12 protein-coding genes are annotated in these 19030 nt (G+C 44.2%); 4 read left to right on the top strand and 8 right to left on the bottom strand.

Going from position 1 to position 19030, the window contains the following annotated elements; translation table 11 throughout:
* Window positions 1-183: 183 nt before the first annotated feature.
* The 3 genes from FFR00_RS11040 to FFR00_RS11050 form a co-directional block, all read right to left on the bottom strand.
* Entirely contained in the window at window positions 184-4359 is a 4176-nt protein-coding gene (locus FFR00_RS11040; protein WP_137673462.1) for a putative Ig domain-containing protein, read from the bottom strand.
* Between the two features lie 283 nt (window positions 4360-4642).
* Window positions 4643-6172, bottom strand: coding sequence for a M14 family zinc carboxypeptidase (locus tag FFR00_RS11045; RefSeq protein ID WP_201798735.1), 1530 nt, complete (start codon window positions 6170-6172; stop codon window positions 4643-4645).
* Window positions 6173-6326: 154 nt separating this feature from the next.
* Complete coding sequence (locus FFR00_RS11050; protein WP_137673463.1) at window positions 6327-7157, bottom strand: mechanosensitive ion channel family protein; 831 nt, start codon at window positions 7155-7157, stop codon at window positions 6327-6329.
* A gap of 222 nt (window positions 7158-7379) precedes the next feature.
* Between FFR00_RS11050 and FFR00_RS11055 the strand changes: the two genes are divergently transcribed.
* Window positions 7380-8588 (top strand): winged helix-turn-helix domain-containing protein, encoded by a 1209-nt coding sequence (locus FFR00_RS11055; protein ID WP_137673464.1) that lies wholly within the window; start codon window positions 7380-7382, stop codon window positions 8586-8588.
* Window positions 8589-8623: 35 nt separating this feature from the next.
* Here the strand turns inward: FFR00_RS11055 and FFR00_RS11060 are convergent, their stop codons facing one another.
* Window positions 8624-9262 carry an HAD family phosphatase gene (locus FFR00_RS11060; RefSeq protein WP_137673465.1) on the bottom strand — a complete coding sequence of 213 codons (639 nt, stop codon included), beginning with the start codon at window positions 9260-9262 and terminating at the stop codon, window positions 8624-8626.
* 494 nt (window positions 9263-9756) lie between these two features.
* Between FFR00_RS11060 and FFR00_RS11065 the strand changes: the two genes are divergently transcribed.
* From FFR00_RS11065 to FFR00_RS11075, 3 genes are all read left to right on the top strand, one after another.
* Window positions 9757-11649: a PTS mannitol transporter subunit IICBA gene (locus FFR00_RS11065; RefSeq protein WP_137673466.1), complete on the top strand. Its 1893-nt coding sequence runs from the start codon at window positions 9757-9759 to the stop codon at window positions 11647-11649.
* A gap of 88 nt (window positions 11650-11737) precedes the next feature.
* A complete protein-coding gene (locus tag FFR00_RS11070; RefSeq protein ID WP_137673467.1) occupies window positions 11738-12886 on the top strand; it encodes a mannitol-1-phosphate 5-dehydrogenase in 1149 nt (382 codons plus the stop codon).
* Window positions 12886-13485 (top strand): MltR family transcriptional regulator, encoded by a 600-nt coding sequence (locus tag FFR00_RS11075; RefSeq protein WP_201798736.1) that lies wholly within the window; start codon window positions 12886-12888, stop codon window positions 13483-13485. The genes FFR00_RS11070 and FFR00_RS11075 overlap by 1 nt, the downstream gene beginning before the upstream one ends.
* A gap of 73 nt (window positions 13486-13558) precedes the next feature.
* On the opposite strand, the gene FFR00_RS11080 is transcribed toward FFR00_RS11075, so the two are convergent.
* The 4 genes from FFR00_RS11080 to FFR00_RS11095 all read right to left on the bottom strand — a co-directional run bounded on the left by FFR00_RS11080 (window position 13559) and on the right by FFR00_RS11095 (window position 18951).
* Window positions 13559-15043 (bottom strand): hypothetical protein, encoded by a 1485-nt coding sequence (locus FFR00_RS11080; protein WP_137673468.1) that lies wholly within the window; start codon window positions 15041-15043, stop codon window positions 13559-13561.
* 225 nt (window positions 15044-15268) lie between these two features.
* Window positions 15269-15688 carry a DUF2141 domain-containing protein gene (locus tag FFR00_RS11085; RefSeq protein ID WP_137673469.1) on the bottom strand — a complete coding sequence of 140 codons (420 nt, stop codon included), beginning with the start codon at window positions 15686-15688 and terminating at the stop codon, window positions 15269-15271.
* A 104-nt stretch (window positions 15689-15792) separates the two neighbouring features.
* Complete coding sequence (locus tag FFR00_RS11090; RefSeq protein ID WP_235836209.1) at window positions 15793-18255, bottom strand: right-handed parallel beta-helix repeat-containing protein; 2463 nt, start codon at window positions 18253-18255, stop codon at window positions 15793-15795.
* A gap of 324 nt (window positions 18256-18579) precedes the next feature.
* The gene (locus FFR00_RS11095) at window positions 18580-18951 is read right to left on the bottom strand and encodes a hypothetical protein (RefSeq protein ID WP_137673470.1); all 372 of its coding nucleotides are present in this window, start codon (window positions 18949-18951) and stop codon (window positions 18580-18582) included.
* Window positions 18952-19030: the final 79 nt, after the last annotated feature.

The following is a 19030-nucleotide window of genomic DNA, read 5'->3' on the forward strand; positions in this document are numbered from 1 at the left end:
TCAACTTGGTCTACCACTGCCAATTTAAAGGCAAGAGAATAATTTCGTTGGGTACGTTTACTGGTTGTTTTCATGACACTCTCCAATTTCATGTTGGATATGTGTCAACCTTATTTAGGACGGTACAACAATAATAAAAAAGGCGCTGGTGAGCGCCTTTTATCAAACCATGAAACCTAAAACCTAAGGAGGACTTAACTCCAATAGCTTAGCGTTAGCGCTGGCTAAGTCTAAGTAGCCGAAGAAGGTTGTGTCGGTATCACCCCAAACAGCTTGAGATTCAAACGAGCCCGCATCTACATCTGCCGCTAAAACAGGGACAGGTGTATTACCACTAGACTTAACAATGATTAAGCCTCCTGGGATCGGCTTAAATACCCAACCGTTTGGTAATAACTCTAGTGTTGTAGTTGTTACTTCCCATCCAGCTGCATCGAACTGGTTAACTAGGTACCAAGTTCTCGGATTACCTTCATCATCAAAAATTAAACTTTCATTTAAGGCTAAACGGTTATAGTCCCCTAGATTAGGAATTACCGAACTGTCAATTTCCGCGTAAGTTTTGCCTGCATCAATGGCTGTGCGCACTTGCCCAGTTAAATCCACAACATCAAGGCTTCCCCATTCAGGGTATTCGTGACCCAACCAAATACCGGTTGCACCTTTTTCCCACACTCGAACACTTTGGCCAATATTTTCATCATTAGCCGTAAATGCGTACTCATCTAATGGAATGTGCTGGTATTTACCGTAGTTAATCGACAAAGTGTCACTAATTTGGGTTTGTGTCGCTTGCCAGTTTTGGAACTCAATAGCTTCACCATCCAAGTCCGGCTGAGCATCATCTTTAGATGCATTTATAACCAAACGTTTTCCGGTAAGCTCTGTAACAACTTCCGCATTAACAACTTTCTTGGCTTCAGTATTTTCAAACCAATAATCTGTCAACATGTAAGGTGCATTCCACACATAATGCGAATACTCTTCAAAATTCTCCGTATCCGACATCAACATTGGGCCAGCAGTAGTTTCTACATTAGAAAGCGTACCATCTTCACAGATCGCAACCAAAATTGAGCCTACATCTAAGCTATCATTAATTTCAAAAGCAATTAACGACACTTTTTGACTGCTTAGTAGAATAGAGTTCGAGTAATCCCATTCCGTGTTAGGAACTAAGTCAACTTGGTCTCCATACCAATATAATGGGTTATCAGCATAAAATCTTAAGCTCTCATCTTCAGATGTAAGCTCAAAATTGAACACCTGCTCAGCGTCAGTAAATACTTTAGCTTGATACGTATTGTTCCCTACGTACTCGAATAATGTGCCATCTACAGAGGATGGGTTACCTGTACTGCGCAAGAATAGCTGCTGCTGAAGCGGCCCCAAATCATCCAATGGTTCCAAGTCACAACTTGCGTGATTAACATTCAGCCCAGCATAGTCAACTTCTATACTATCGATTTTAGTTTCCGCTAGGGCATACTTACTACGCTCGAATCTAAGAGGGCTTTGCGCAAATACTGAGCCATCTTTATTCACCACATCAAACTCAAAACAGCCGTAGCCCACTTCTGTGTATATATCAACATTGAACACCGCGCCCAACGCATCGACTGAACTAAATGCAATTGTCTCACCGGCTGCATTTCTGTCGGAATAGTCTTTGGTTAAGCTTTGGCAATATCCAGCATTTTCAGCTCGCAGGCTATAGCTTGCATATAGCGCTTCTAATTCGCTTTGGTTTAAGCCAGTGGTTTGCTCGCTAGGAAGAGTAAACAGCACGCTCACTCGTTCCCGTGGCATCGCAGCTTCTCTAGCTGCTTCCTCGGCAATAAGCGCATCCAATTTAGCTTGGGCGGCTGCTTGATTTAAATAACCATAAAAAGTTTGCTCAGGATCCCAATACATTTGAGATTCGAAGTACCCCTTATCAACATCAGCATCAATCAAAGGCACTGGGGTATAATTATCACGAGAGTAATAATCATCACTGTCTTCCAATTTTACGACCATTCCACCAGGTACAACATTAAAGCGCCAGCCATTCGGTAGTTGCTCTAAACCTGTCTCTTGCAGCTGCCATTCTCCTTCAAATTGGTTGACTAAGAACCACGTTCTCACATCGCCATTTGCTTGGTAAACAAAACTATCGCTAAAACGCAGTACGTTATAAGCACTCAAGCCTGCAACCACACTTTCATCAATTTCAGCGTAAGATAAGCCACTATCTAAGGCGGCTTTAATTTTACTATCGAGACCTTCTATTTCGGCAGAGTTCCATTCCGGATAGTCGTGACCAAGCCATAAACCCGAATCACCCTTCTCCCAAACTTTAACTGCTTGGCCAGGCTCTTCTTTAGTAAATGAATAGTTATCTAAGCCGTAGTGGTGATATTCATTAAACTCGAGGCTTAAAGTTTCGGATAGATCGGTAGTTGTATACTTCCAATCCTGAAACTTAATAGCTTTACCATCCTGCCCAAGTTCAGCCATTCCAGTATCATAACTGTATACGTAACGCCCACCAGAACCTTCCGATACCTTTAAACCATCAACTACTTTGCTTGATTCTTGGTAATCTTCCCAATAATTAGTAAGCTCACCTCTATCCCAACGGTATTGCGCATACTCTTCAAATACACCATTGATGCAACAAGTATAAACACTACCTCGCTTAGTGAACTCTCTTTCACCATTTGGCGTTAGCGTTTCTTTGGTGTAATCATTGATCGTTCCATCTGCGGAAGAATCTCTAAGCTCTTCATTTGAAACAGAGCCGTCAGCAAAAGTGGTCGTCACTTGGGTTCTTCTAAAGTAAGGCTCTAGTTCTTCTTTATCTAAAGACTCACTGATTCTCGTTTTTACTTGTTCACCACTTTCTAAGGTTTCAGACGAATGCGTCACTCTTTGAACCCATTCGATTTGAGAGAGGTTTCCAGCATTAACTGCTGCTTCAATATCTATATTGTCAAAGCTTTCATCATCATCATAGCCACCTTCGTCAATTGAAGAAGACTCATCATGGTAAGCAACATAGGAAAGTTGACCAGCTTCATCATGAGTTCCGACTCGGTAAACGCGCCCTTTAAACGTTCTAAGGTTGTCTTGGTTTAAATCGGTTTCCCAATAAAAATGGGCTGAATAAGTTCCATCAGCCAAATAGTTTTCGGTCCAGGATTCTTTTTCAAAAATCAGCGCTTCCTGATCCCCATCTAGCTTTCTTTTATAGTTAGCATCGGTGAGGTAACTGACGGACTCAGCCGCTACTTTTTTTGTACCGTCATCCAATAAGGTAGTAATTTTGCTTTGTTCAACTAGGAAGTAATCTTCTTTCCCAGCAATCCAATTTTTTCGACTGCTTCGCCGGGTGGTAACTTCTACCGTTTGGTTGTCTTCCAAATCCTGTTTAAGCTCTTGCTCTTTTTTAGCCGCTTCTTGACGTTCAGTAGTACGGTCAATCGCTTCTTTTGCTAAGGCTGCTTTAATCGCTTCACCTACCTCATCAGAAAGAAAGTCACCTAAAATAACCTCAACACCACCGTCTAAACCTAAGTCAGCTACCACCTTGGTTTTAGCCGCCATTAGCTCTTGATTAATTTGCTCAGCACTGACTGAACCGCTAGCCAGCAAGGTTAAGCTTTCTTTTAATTCATCAACAACTAGAGAAGTAAAAGGAGATATCGCTGCGCCGGTAGGATCTTCATTCTCGTCTAATTCAAACAGAGGAGGAGCTGACAACACAACTGGATTAGTAGAGAAATCTTCACCGGTATCCAGGTCAATGGCTCCATCACCCAATAGTGCGCGAATAGGGGCCGACTTCAAACTGGTAATATCAGCGCCCTTCAAAGCTAGAGTGTATGCGCCCGTGTTATCACTTATTGCACTGGGCTCATTTTCGTCTAACTCCCCATTGAGATTTAGATCCAAAAACACCACTGCGCCAGATACGTAACCATCAATAACTTTACCGCTCAAGGCTAATACACGGCTTACCGATAATTCAAATGGAGCCAATGAAGCAGTCTCCTTGCCATCGCTCACGCTAATAACGATGTCTGATACTGAGCCAATATCTTCGCGCGCGGGAGTACCAGATAACACCCCAGTTTGCTCATCAAAAGACGCCCAAGTAGGTTTATTGGTAATTGAAAAACTCAGGGTGTCATTATTTTCGTCAGAAGCGACAGGGGTAAAATTAAATGCCACTCCTTCATCTATACTCGACTGCGGCGTACCACTAATCGTTGGCGCGACATTCTTAGGGCTAGAATCACCACCTCCAGCGCCACAGGCGGTTAAAGAAAGTGAGATCGCGATCAACGACGCCAATTTTGACTTGGCATACTTCATATTAAGAGTCCTTTCCTAAAGCTTGCTGTTAATTTGTTTATAATTAGATTTTTTGGCCTACAAAAAGGCCATAAACATCAACATACTACAAATAACAAATGGCTTAACAAGCATACAAATAGGAAAAGAATCGATTATTAGTGACAAGTCAAAAAATAAGACAAATAAACTAATATAAAGATGATTTACCGCAATTGAGGGATAGAAACAACATCAAAATAATGCCACAGTCTCACACCGCGGCATTATTGATTACTTTAATATTATAGGGGTTGAGCCACTGTTATAAAGGATTATCTGGACAGTTACCACTAATGTAAAGCGGTACACCAACACCCGGGTCTATTGGAATAAGCTGAGGGCCGTTAGTAGCTTGCGAGCCCCAATATTCAGCAGGCAAGTTAGCACGTAAACCTTGGGCGAGGGTATAATCACAGAAGCCATTGGTATCTTGTGGCGGATGTTGAGCATAACCCGCCAAGCTTGATAAGGCTTCAAACAACGCAATTCGGTTTATCCAAATCTGTTTGCTGATCAAGCTAGGTTCAGGCAAACCAGGGTTCACCCCTATCACCGCTTGTCCATCTACCAACGCAACCACGTCTCCGCGAAGATCTTTAGTAAAGTTAACCGTTTCCCAGCCTCCGGCTGCTGCACCAATGAATTGATAATTGCCAGTAGCACCGCTACTTATATTACCAGCACCTAACTGTACCTGAGAAAAACGGCCAGTTGAGCCTACAAACAACCTATCGACTCGCTGCATCACTTCCACCGCCAAGCTTTGTACTAACTTTTCTTGCTGAGAATCAGGAATAGCATCGGCAAAGGGGCTTAATAAACGAAAGTTGCCCTGGTGTTCTTCACTTAAGCAATCAACAGTGGGTAACACACCAAGTACTTGCGCGGGCTGAATGGTTCTAAAATCTAGCTGGCAATCGGTTTTTTGCAGGTCTCCGTGTAAATCTAGCACCGTGTGGGGCTGAAACGCCAATGCTGCTGCCACCATGGCTTGGCTCTCTACTGGGCGAATGGGCTTATCAAGCTTCACATGGTGATAACGGTTTAAATCGTAACCACGACCAACAATGCCAATAAAACCTGCTTCAGAGTTTTCAGCAAATCCACCACCGGCTTGCGGATCAAGGTTTTGCCTAATGAGGGCACAGTTCTCGTCAATCACCGTGCCGGGAGTGGGATTGAAGTTACAACTCTGTGGATCTGGCTCCCCGCCATCAGGGTTCGCCCTTAATATAACCAATATATCAAGCTGCTCAAGAATACGCCTGCTGCTGTAGCCAAACCCAGCGCTTAACCAGCGCATAACAGTAAGTGCAGCTTCGGTACCGGCGGGTTCGTTGCCATGTTGCTGAGTAATAATCATCACTCGCTTGCCACTAGGGTTGCCCATTCGTATGCCTAGTAGCTCTCGCCCTTGGGTAGACCACCCAATATGCTCAGGGTTGGTATTACCTCGACCACCGTCGTCTACCGTGCAAACTACCGCCTGGCGAATACTTTGCGGCTCAACCTGCTCGCCACAAACTTGATAATTGATATCAAGATCTGTCGGTAGCGCTTGGTCGATATTCACAATACCTTGGTTATTATCGTTAATAATCAATGCCCCTGTTTGCACTGGCACTCGTGCGAAGTAAGGCATAAAACGCAGCTGAGTGCGCAGGTCTTGGTAGGTTGAGAGTCGCCAATAAGGGTTGTCGTGAACTGTCGAGTGAAACCTGGCAGAGGCAGTAGCACTTAAACCTAACAGCAAAGGCAGCAAAGGCAGCAAGCAAATTGAGCTAAATTTCATTGATCATCCTTGATAAGTGAGAGCTAGAGCAAACAAAGCTCAACTCATAGTCAAAAATAAATCATAGGGCTTTGGCTGTTTAATTAGTAATTAATTAATAATACTAATTATCAATTTGCTGTAATTTTTCCTTTGCAGTAAGTAGCTTAGCCATTTATTCATCGGCAGACAGCATACGAATTTCGCGCTGAGGAAAGGGTATTTGCACGCCAGCTTGTTGCAAAGCTTTAAACACAGCAAGGTTGGCAGAGAATTTTGTTTGATGGAATATCGGAGTGGGTACCCAAAAGCGGTAACTAATGTTTATGCCGCTATCGGCGAACGCATCAATGCCCACTTTAGTAGCTGGTGCGCTTTGCACCTCAGCAATGGTCGCCAAGGTGTTTTCAATCAAGGCGATGACTTGCTCGGGGTCACTGCCATAAGCCACGGCCACCTCACCTTCTACTAAACTATTTTGCTCAGTATTTTTAAGAATTTCCCCAACAATATGGCGATTAGGAATGGTCACGCGTTCGTTGTCTTCGTTCACCAACACCGTCGTCGCCAAATTAATTTCTTCTACGATACCGGTGTAGCCTTTTACGGTGATAGTGTTTTTAAGCACGAAAGGCCGCGTAAGAATAATCGCCAAACCCGCACCATAGTTAGATAAGGTACCTTGAATGGCTAAACCTGCGCCAAGAGAAACAGCACCTAATGCCGCCACAAATGGCGTAATACTTACCCCAAGTTTACCCAAGGCAATAATCACCGTCATGCTAATCAGCAATATCTTCACCACATTAGCGATAAAGTTAGCCAAGGTAATGTCTAAACCTTTACTGTCTAAGGTTTTGAATAACCACTTAGCGACTTTAGAGGCAAACCACAGCCCCAATAGCACAATAATAATTGCGCCCACTAGCTGGAAGCTATAGCGCACCATAAAGTCGACAATAGTTTGATATACCGATTCGAGCTGGGCGAGTTCTTGGTCAATCATTTAGCATTCCTTGCAGGCAGAACAAACAGTGAGCAGACTTGCTGATTAATCATGCTCTTAGTCAAGTTTACTCGTTAAATATTAGCTTGATAGGATAATTTTTGCATGTCACTTAATCATTTACTGAAGCGCGCAACGGGATGTGAAAAATCGCTCTCGATCTAGTTTGCCCTCTCTACTCGCGGTAAGCTGGTTTTTATGGCTAGCGATTAAAAATACTTAATGACAGAAACTCTCTCTCTTCAACAAGCTAGAAAACTGGTACTGCACGCTCAGCTCTTGCCGCCAACAGCAGCTCGCGGCAGCGCAATAGATGCCAGCCTAGCCGCCATTGAGCAACTCGCTTATGTACAGATAGATACTATCTCAGTGATTCAACGCGCTCATCATCACACTCTGTGGAACCGCAACCCTCGTTATCAAGTAGAGCACCTAGATCGATTGGTTAAAGATAAAAAGGTCTTTGAATACTGGTCGCATGCGGCGGCTTATTTACCCATGCGTGATTACCGCTTTAGCTTGCCACGTAAACATGCCTTTGCCAGCGGTCAGCAAAAACACTGGTATAACAAAAACACTCAACTGATGGACGCGATATTAAAGCGCATTAGCGAAGAAGGGCCATTAATGGCCAAAGATTTTGAGCACCATGGTAAAAAAACCGGTGACTGGGCCAGCAAACCAGCTAAACAAGCGTTGGAGTGTTTGTTCATGCAAGGCGATTTAATGGTGCCTTACCGTCAAAACTTCCATAAGGTGTATCAGCTTACCGAACGAGTCCTACCAACAACTATCAACACATCTGTTCCCAGCCAAGAAGAACATAGCCGCTTTTTAGTCACCTCTTACTTACGCGCCAATGGGTTAGGCCAAGCGTCTGAAATGGTGTACTTGTTAAAGAACAATAAAAAGGCAATAGAGAGCACCTTAAACGAAATGCTGAATAGCGGCGAAGTCGATAGGTTTAACGTTAATGGGCATCACTATTTTGCATTGCCTGCATCGCTAACCTTACTGAGCAAACCGCTAGCACGCAGCAAACTTAAAATTTTGTCTCCCTTCGACAACTTGCTGATCCAGCGTAAACGTATGCAAAAGCGGTTTGATTTTGACTATTTAATTGAGTGTTACGTGCCTAAAGCTAAACGCCAATACGGGTATTTTTCTTTGCCTATATTATGGGATGGTCGCTTAGTAGCGCGAATGGACTGCAAAGCTCAGCGTAGCAGCCAAACCCTGCATATTTTCAACTTGGTATTAGAGCCTTGGCTAAAAAGGCTCGACGCCTTTAGTTTGGCTTTAGTGAAAGAACTGGCGATGTTTATGCGCTTTAACCAGTGTACTGCTCTGCACTTATCTATTAGCCAAGCTAACGCCAAGCATCTGAATACTACTTTAATCAGCCAGCTAACAGCCTTTGGTACAATTTAATAAGCTATCGGCTTCCAATGGTTAGCCACCAACATTTAAAGCAGCGGGATTACCTCGCCCAAATGCGCTAGAATATGCTTGGCTCGGCGCTTAACCTCATCATTAGCTTGCAACATATCTGGAATCATTATCGCCTGGCAACCTGCGTCTAACGCCGCTTGCATACCGTTATTCGAGTCTTCTAATACCAAGCATTCGGCTGGCGGTAATGCCAAGGCTTCACAAGCCAACAAATAACAATCAGGGTAAGGCTTGCCACGACTCACATCTTCCGAAGTAATCACGCGTTCAAATTGCTCTAAAATGGGAGAGCCGGAAAAATAATGCTTAACCTCCGCCACACCAGAGGAGGTCACCAAAGCACAACGAATGGCTCGTTGCTGTAAATAGCCAAACAACTCGGTAAAACCAGGTTGGTAAGTTACCCCGGCAGCACACAAAGCGTGAAAGTGCTTATCTCTTATCGCTTGGTATCGCTGCAAATCCAGTTCAGCACCAAGGTGTTGCACTAACATTTGTTCACAGGCTGCATCAGGCACGCCAATAAAATACTGATACAAAGCATCGCTCAGCTCTAAGCCTTGCTCTTTAGCGGCATATTTCCAACTGGTTTTATAGATGCTTTCGGTATCAAAGATTAAACCATCCATGTCAAACAACACTGCGTTAATCATAAGTGAAAACTCCCACAACCAAAGAATGTCGATAAAGCATCATTATTGCTCGAACCTTTCATTACCAATACTAAAACGCCAAAGAAAAAACACTACAAAAATGTAATTTAACTACAAAATAGCCATGCTAGGCTCAATAAACGAACCGAAACAGCTCAACAAATGAACTAATCAATACCTAAACTAGGCTTGGAATTTAATTTATGAGATATAGATCGCAATCAATCCACCAAGCACCCACTAGCAAAGGGTGATACGCATCACCTTAATATTTACTTAAAAGTCACTTAAATTGGCTTGTAAGTTACCAACGCACAAATGACGTGACGTTAATCACTAATTATTCTGGTTACACCCAACCAAAAAGAGACCTGTATCACAAAAACCCACTGAGAGTAGGCAAAATGAAATCTTATGCTAAATTTACATCAACTTGAGAGACACCCAGCGGTCCTTCAAGGACCGACAAACAAATTCATTAAAGGGACAATTCTATGCTATCCCCAGATGCAAAGATTAAAGTACAAAACTTTGGACGCTTCCTCTCCAACATGGTGATGCCGAACATTGGCGCCTTCATCGCTTGGGGTTTTATTACTGCACTATTCATCCCAACCGGTTGGCTACCAAACGAAACGCTAGCCTCTATGGTTGGCCCAATGATTACCTACTTGCTACCACTATTGATTGGTTATACCGGCGGTAAAATGGTTGGCGGCGATCGCGGCGCGGTTGTGGGTGCTATTACAACTATGGGTGTAATTGTAGGTACCGACATTCCAATGTTTATGGGTGCGATGATTGTTGGCCCACTTGGTGGTATCGCCATTAAGAAATTTGATGCAGCGGTTCACGGTAAAGTGAAAAGCGGCTTTGAGATGTTGGTAAACAACTTCTCTGCCGGCATTATCGGTATGATTTGTGCCATTCTTGCTTACTTAGTGATTGGCCCAGCGGTTAAATTGCTGTCTGCGGGTTTAGCTGCAGGCGTTAACGCCATGGTTGAAGCGGGTGCGTTACCACTAGCCTCTATCTTTGTAGAGCCAGCCAAAATCCTATTCTTGAATAATGCGATTAACCACGGCATCTTCTCGCCACTGGGTATTCAGCAGTCAGAAGAGTTTGGTCGCTCAATCTTCTTCTTGATTGAAGCAAACCCTGGTCCAGGTCTTGGCTTACTTATCGCTTACATGGTGTTTGGTAAAGGTAACGCTAAGCAGTCTGCAGCGGGTGCGTCTATCATCCACTTCTTTGGTGGCATCCACGAAATTTACTTCCCTTACGTGTTAATGAATCCACGTCTTATCTTGGCGGTTATTGCCGGTGGTATGACAGGTGTATTCACACTGACTGTATTTGACGCAGGTCTGATTTCTCCAGCATCACCAGGGTCTATTTTTGCGGTACTACTAATGACACCGAAGTCAGGCTTTGTAGGTGTGATTCTATCGGTAATCGCTTCTGCTGCAGTGTCATTCATTGTTGCTTCGCTGCTGCTTAAAACCCAAGCTGATACTGGCGAAGACGATTCACTTGAACAAGCAACAAGCCAAATGCAAGGCATGAAGTCATCTTCTAAAGGCCAATCTGGTGAAGCAGTAACTGCAGACATGGCGTTGGTTAACAAAATCATAGTAGCGTGTGATGCCGGTATGGGCTCTAGCGCGATGGGCGCCAGCTTACTGCGTAAGAAAGTTGAAGCTGCCAACCTCAATATTGAGGTCACCAACTTAGCCATTAACAACCTGCCAAACGACGCAGACATTGTGATTACTCACAAAGACCTAACCGACCGAGCGCGAACTCATGCGGCGCAAGCACAGCATATATCTTTGAATAACTTCTTAGACAGCGCACTTTACGACAACTTAGTCAGCGAACTAAGCACTGCACAGGCGGCTCCAGCAAAAAAGGCTGAAACGCCAGCAGACACAAGCTCTAGCGAATCAGGAACGCTTAAGCTTTCAAAAGAAAACATCTTTTTGGGAATGGAAGCAAAAACCAAACAAGATGTGATCCAGTTTGCTGGTGAACAACTCGTGAAGCTGGGCTACGTGGAGGCCGATTACGTGCCAGGCATGTTAGCTCGCGAAGAACTAGTCTCTACCTATCTTGGCGAATCTATTGCTGTTCCACATGGAACAATTGAAGCAAAACAATTCGTTAAAGCCACTGGCATCGTGTTCTGTCAGTTCCCAGAGGGCATCCGCTGGGGTGAAGACGAAGACGATATTGCCAAAATGGTGATTGGTATTGCAGCGCAAGGTGATGAACATATTCATGTGATTACCGCCATTACCAACGCATTGGACGACGAAGAAGCAATTGAATGCTTAAAAACAACATCAAACCCGGATGATGTGCTTCGAATCCTAAACGGCAAGTAAGCCTCATTCTTTTTTAATACCTACGGAGGCCAAAAACAATTTTGGCCTCCTGTTTCAGTTTTACAGTACTATTTTCGGGACATTTATTATGAAAGCATTACATTTTGGCGCCGGTAATATTGGCCGCGGCTTTATTGGCAAATTATTAGCCGACGCAGGCATCGCCGTTACCTTTGCCGACGTAAACGAAACCGTTATTTCCGCACTACAACAACGTGGCGAGTACCAGGTTAAGGTAGTGGGCGAACAATGCACTTTAGAGCCAGTAAGCAAAGTTACCGCGGTAAATTCAAGCAGTGCAGAAGTGGTTGATTGCGTGGCAGAATCTGACCTTGTGACCACCGCGGTAGGGCCAACAGTATTAAACATTATTGCTAAAACCATTGCCCAAGGCATTGAGAAACGCTTGCTAACCGGTGTCACTCAGCCAATGAACATTATCGCCTGCGAAAACATGGTACGCGGTACTAGCCAGCTAAAAGCGGAAGTACTTAAACACTTACCCCCTGCTTTACATGCGCAAACAGAGCTTTTGATCGGTTTTGTTGACTCAGCAGTGGACCGCATTGTGCCACCAGCAGAAGCCGGTGAAAGCGACCCATTAGCGGTAACCGTAGAAACCTTTAGTGAGTGGATTGTTGACCAGACCCAATTTAAGGGCAACATCCCCGACATTAAAGGCATGGAATGCACCGACAACCTAATGGCCTTTGTAGAACGCAAACTGTTCACTTTAAACACCGGCCACCTCATCACCGCTTATTTAGGTGTAATGGCGGGTCACGAAACCATTAAAGATGCCATTGAAGACCCAGCCATTAGAGCTGACGTTAAAGCCGCCATGCAAGAAAGTGGTGAAGTGCTGATTCGCCGTTATCAGTTTGACCCAACGGCGCATGCTGCTTACATAGAAAAAATTCTTGGCCGCTTTGCCAACCCTTATTTGCGTGACGAAGTAGACCGCGTAGGCCGCCAGCCTATTCGTAAACTCAGCCCACAAGATCGTTTGATTAAGCCACTAAACGGTACTTTGGAATATCAGCTACCCAACAGCCACCTAATTAAAGGCATAGCGGCTGCGTTCCATTATCAAAACGATGACGATCCACAAGCAGTAGAACTGCAAGCAATGTTCAAAGAAAAAGGCTTCTGCGACACACTTGCGCATTATTCAGAGCTGAATAGTAGCGACGAAGTTGTTAAACTAGCCGAACAAGCGTATTTAGCGTTGAAATAATGAATCAGCCAAGTGCCACTAATGTGGCACTTTGTTATTACCGAGACCCTATGCCTATTCACCCCACAAATGAAGCTGAGCTATTAGAAGCTATTGCTGAAGCAAGCAGTGCTAGCGAGTGTTTAATGGCGGCGTACGACGCCCTTGATGACACCGTAGACACCCTGCTAAAAAGCATCTTCAACAAAGACGACTATGCCGTTAAGTTTGCAGTAGACCCCTTGTTGAAAAATGATGGCCCGCTGGGCGATATTATGCTGCGTGCAAAGCTAATTTTGGGTTTAGGAGTGATTTCTCAGGAGATTTACGAAGACATCGAAATTTTTGTCACCCTAAGAGAGTGGACAAAAATTCAAGATGAGAAGGTAAGTTTTACTGAAATAGACATTCTGTTCGAACTTAACAAAGTGCACGCTATTCAACGGATTATGCCCATTGAAGAAGACCTTGCCAGGCTTAACAAACTTAGCGGTCCAATGTACGACATGCATCTTGCTCGTCATAATCAAAAAGTGCGGTCAACCATCGTTTTAGCCATTACCGACATGGTTGCCTATCTATGTCGCGACAATGTGTTAATGCAAACCATGATGCGCTAACCCTCACTTTGTAACAGGCAGGGATGCCTAGTCTCTCGCGCAATTACCAGGCAACACTCTCAAACCCGTGCCGCTAGAAACGACGATTTAAACCTGCAATAAATTGGCGTCGGTCTCCACCAAAGCCAACATACTCCACCATTACCGACCAATACGCATTAACGTTGAAGTTACCGCCGACCAGTCCTTGCCATTTATCTTTGTTCTCTTGGCGAATCTTATAGTCTATGGATAAATCAGTACCAGGAACCGGCTGATTACCCTCAATACGTAACTCGCTGTCTAAATAGCTCACGCCACCATACAAGGCCAAGCTGCGATCGTCTTCAAACTGGAACAATTTTCCCACTCGCGGCACCGCGCTAAATACCACACCGTCGCTGCTGGTTCGATCCATATCTGCATAGGTAAAAGTAAGTGGTACAGCCACAAAGTAGCTTCGCCAACCACCAGCTAGCACGGTGCCAATGCTATAGCTGTAACCCGATACATCTACATTTACATTAAATGGTACCGTTTCTTTTCCTTCTAGAACGCGACACACTGGGTGGCTAATAATGCCTGAACAGTCAATCTCTAGCTGCTCTAATAAATCGTCACCATTGAGTGCAAAATTAACGTTGGCGTCACCGCTTATCCGGCCAAAGGTGCCAAATACGTTCATGAAAGGAAACAGCCAAGCATCCACTTTAATTTGCGGAGTAGAGGTGCTGTTATCATTGTCGCTAAAGGCCACGAAATCGATCGGTACTTTATTTCCACCGCCACCTGGGCCAACTTCTAATTCATCAAGATCCATGTGCTGGTAAGTATCTACGTAAATCAAACTAATGCCGATAGGCATGGGTAAGTCGTAACCTAGGTCTACGACACGCTGGCCGTAAAAGGGCAATACACGGTCCCATTTTCTTGGCGCATGTTGCTTTTGAGTGCCGCGAGATTGGCTGTCTTTCATTGGCAGAGTGATTTTGTTTAAGCCGCTATCGGTAAGTTCTTCATTACGCGAAACGTTCACTAACATCGCTGAGCCAGACAGGTTTGCGCCGCCATCATTCACCACGTAAGCAGGTACGTCATACTCGTTTACATTCATTGTTGTAGCAAACGTTTGGCCGCTTTCACCCAATCGCCATTCTGCCGACACTCCTGTGCCCCAACCGCCTTGATCAAAGGCATCTAAACTTTGTTGGTTTTCAAATAAGGCTATAAGGTAGTAATTACTGAGGCCTAAACCTAAGCCAACATCGTAACGTTCCACATCCATGTAACTAATGCTGTCGTCTTGATTATTATACAAAGCACCTAGTCCCTGAGACTTGCCCAATATAGGTACTTTAAAGCTGGATAATTCAGAACTAAAGTAACCAGCAGAGTTAGCGACTTCTTGCTCTAGCTCAGGTTGTAACTCAAGCAAGCGCTGCAGACCTACGTCGGCACTTTGCTCGACTTGTTGGCGAACTTCTTCACGCTCACCTGAGGGGATAAGGGTTTTGGTGGAGCATGCGCTTAAGCCCATGACTAACAATAAACTCAGGCCGAACGACGGGGTTAATCTCATTACAATCCTTATAGGGAATGAAGTGCTTCCTGCTGCTTCTACTCAAACTATCTCACTAATTACTTTAGCGGAACAAGCTGCTCTTGAACATAATCGCCATCAATTTACTGATTGAAAAAACAGCTAATTAAGTAGAACTATGAGGCAAATTGGTAGTGAAACATTGCTAGCCAACTGGGCTAGTGATGCGCATACAGGTAAATGGGGCAGGATAATGACAGGTGATTAAATCTCTTCAAGGTAAATTTTAAATATTTGTTCATTGCCAGATAGCGTAATCATTCCATCGTTATATTTAGGTGGCCCAAAACGCCCTTTAACATTGTTGCTAATACCAACGGCTTCACGAGGAATACCAAGCCAATTGGTATCTAACTTACCATTGGCATTCTCGTCATAATAAACACTAATGGCACACTCTTCTGGCAGCGAGCCACTAAAGGTAAACCTAAGCTGGTTATTGCGAATGTTACTAGCAGCATTGGTTTTTATAATAAAAGCGGTTTTAAGATAGCTGTCTTCTGAGTCCCATACGCTGACCACTATTTGCCCTTTTCCTGCCTTAATCCCCAAGATATCTATGTGGACATCTGCGGCGACCACAAAAAATGGAACAAAACTTAATAGATAAATTAGGCGCTTCATAAGGCTTATATTGAACGATATAGATAACGCCAATGATAAGCCTCTACGACTAATTTGTAATGCTGATTTCGCAGCTACCCGCTTACTTGCGTTGAATGATTACCCTACAGCTTGGTTCTATTCAGCCTCAGCACAGCCAACATCAATAGCAGGCCAAAACCTACACTACCGCCACCACTGTCTGAATCCGGTGTGGGCTCAGGATCAGGAGTCGGTTCTGGGTCCGGCGTAGGATTTGGGTCCGGCGTAGGGTCTGGGTCCGGCGTAGGGTCTGGGTCCGGCGTTGGGTCTGGATCCGGTGTTGGCGCTGTTGTTTTATCTTTTATGCTTACCGTTACAGAATCATTAGTGCCTGCAAGGGCATTAATCAGCGTTCCCATGCTAATCACTAGCGTTTCGTCACCTTCAATCAGCTCGTCTGCTAGTACTCGAAAAGTTAAAGAGCCTTCAGTGCCAGCGTTAATCACTAAGCTACCAGCAACCAAGTTGTGGTCACTGCTATCGGCAGTGCCGCTCAAGGTATAGGGAATGGTCACTGGGTAAACCCCTGCGTCACTAGACAGCATAACAACAATTGTTACCTGTTGATTCTCTTCAACCTCCAAACTGCTAACACTAAAGCTAGCCAGCGGCACTTCTACCGCAGGATTTACACAATCTTCTCCAGGAAGCCCATAACAACCATTACCGGTTGGGCCTAGCTGTCTATCCCAGGTTATGCCCGCTATCCAGTTTTCGTTATCTCCACCTTTCTCGTAAGCGCCAACATCAGGGTTACCATCGGTAACATCGTCGGTAATACCCGCAATAACACGGCCAGCATCAATAGGGGCAGAGCTGGCTTTTAAGCGAAAATCGCCATTGGCATAATCGACAAAAGGAGATTCGGCCGTGGTTAAGTTGTTCTGCTTGTCTGATTGCGGTTCCCACGAGTCTTTATCAGACAAGTTGTTCCAAACATTCACATTAGAAAACGCGGTACCGTCTTTATGCCACGCCCCCATAGTGGCACTGCCATTCCATAGAGTGTTGTTATAAATGTTTATGTCGGTACCATTCCAATTAATTTGAATATTCGACCACTCGGTATTCCAAATCACATTGTGGTGAACCTCAAAACCTTCGGCGTCGTTATCTAAATAGATACCAGCCGCTTTGCTTTTACTACCCGATGAATAAGCATCGTGCAGCCAGTTGTGGTGGATCTCGGTATTGCTAGGGCCGCCCACGGTGTAAAAAAGGCCGCAATCATCGGCAATCAAATTACTACGAGAAATGTCGTTAAACGCATATTCAGCATTGTTATTAAAGGCTTGCATAGCATCTCGGCCACCACGGGTAATGGTGTTTCTTAGTACCTTGGTATTGTTGCCACCACGAGCGTTAATAATCGCGTCGTAATTGCCCAAGTAGTTAAAATCGTGAATATAAGAATCGAGAATTTGGGTATTTTCACCAGAATCATAAATACCAGTACCAGAGCCAAAGCCAATCTCACTTTTCTCTATCACGTTGTTTACGCTGTTAAACTGGTTCCAGTCACTACGAATATTAACGCTTTGATTATCTGACGAAAAACCCGACACCACCCCTAGAGTGTAGTTGCCGTACAAACTGGTCACGCCATAAATATGGTTGTGCGAAGCACCACTAGTAATCTCAATTGAGCCACCAAATACCGCAAGATTTTTAATATGAATATAACTGCGTGCAGATAAATCGATAGTGGTTTCACGCTTGCGCATTTGCACTTGGTTTTCACTTGGCATCACGCCATCAGGCAGCTGCACATAAAGTTTGTTATTATCGCCATCAACATACCATTCGTTTTGATAATCTAATGCTTCTTTAATCCCTTGCAGGAAAAAGTCACCGCCATCGGCAGGGGCATGAAAAGTGCGGATCCAAGTGGGATTTTTGTCTAGGCTAAAACTCACTTGAGTGGTGGTATTGCTGGTAATAAAGGCGCGCCAAGTTGTCCAGCCAGAGCCCGGTTTATCACCGTAAAAATAAACAGAGCCCCCCTTCGACCAATCCGCATCGGGGATCCCCGGTGAATAGTCTAAATAAGCATTATCAGCTACCTCAGCGACACTACCACCCGTGTTTCTTAGCGAGTTTTGAGTAAACGGGTCGCCGTCGATATTGTTCGGCCAGCGCGCTAAATCCATGGCAGTATTGCCTTGCATCACAAAGTTCGATTGGCCTAAATCCCAAGCAACATCGGCAACATAAATATTTGCCGAGTCTTCGGTCCAGTTATTTACCGCTTCCATGGCGGTAATGACTACTTTTTCATCTTGATAAGACTGAAACACAATCGGGTTTGACTCTACCCCTGAATGACTCGGCCGTAACACCTCATGATAAACACCTTCTCGAATGTTCACGGTATCGCCAGCAACCGCTATTTGCGCAGCTTTAGCCAAGCTTAGAAAAGGCGTAGCAATAGAGCCGTCGGCGGCATCATCGCCGCTTGGCGCAACAAAATAGTCAGCAGCATGAGATAAATGTGAAAGCGTGATTAAGGCGATAAATGTCGATATGTGACTTAGCTTAAAGGACACTGATAGATTCCCGTCTTTATTGTGTTCCATGTTAATTGGCGAAACAATATACTAAATGGAATCGACTATCAATTTATTATAAAACAAAGACTTAAATATGATCAGCAACTATTAAGAGTTTAATATTGACGGACAATAGTAACTATTCAAAAGTCGCCATACGCTGGCTAGATTTTTAGACATGGCTAAGTAAAGGTTTGATCGGCGAAGGCCGTATTGGAGTTTCCGTATTAGCAACAATGTGGAGGGTAAAATTACCGCCTTTACAATGGGCAGCAAAATCGAAATTTTTCTGTATAGCCGCAGGCGACACCGATTGGATTGTTATGTGTTATTGCACTTTCTAATTCTATTTACTTCGATTAACTCTCCGCTCATTGATACAAAAAATAAATTGCCATTTTTATACATGACTTCTAGCTTAGAGCTAAACATACCTGCATGAACCACATTCTCAGGAATTGGCTCAGCGGAAAAATAGCTCTCAGTGTCTTTATCCTGAACAATTATACAGCCGCCCCAGCCCCATACTAATTTTGTACTATTGCCACTACTAGCAACCCACGATTTATTTGGATTTGAAGTAGCAAAAATCGTTATGTCCGATACCGCTTGGTTTTTCAATGAGGCATACAGCATTGCTGGGCAGCCTGTTAAATTCATTGCAAGAACTAAAACAATAATTACTCTAATCATATCTACAACTGACCATATAGCTCCTGACTAACCCGCACGGTACCTTCGCGTATACTTTTCAAAGCAAAAATGCCAAACG

Origin of the sequence: Agarivorans sp. Toyoura001 (genome assembly GCF_005405585.1) — a bacterium.
GTDB lineage: Bacteria > Pseudomonadota > Gammaproteobacteria > Enterobacterales > Celerinatantimonadaceae > Agarivorans.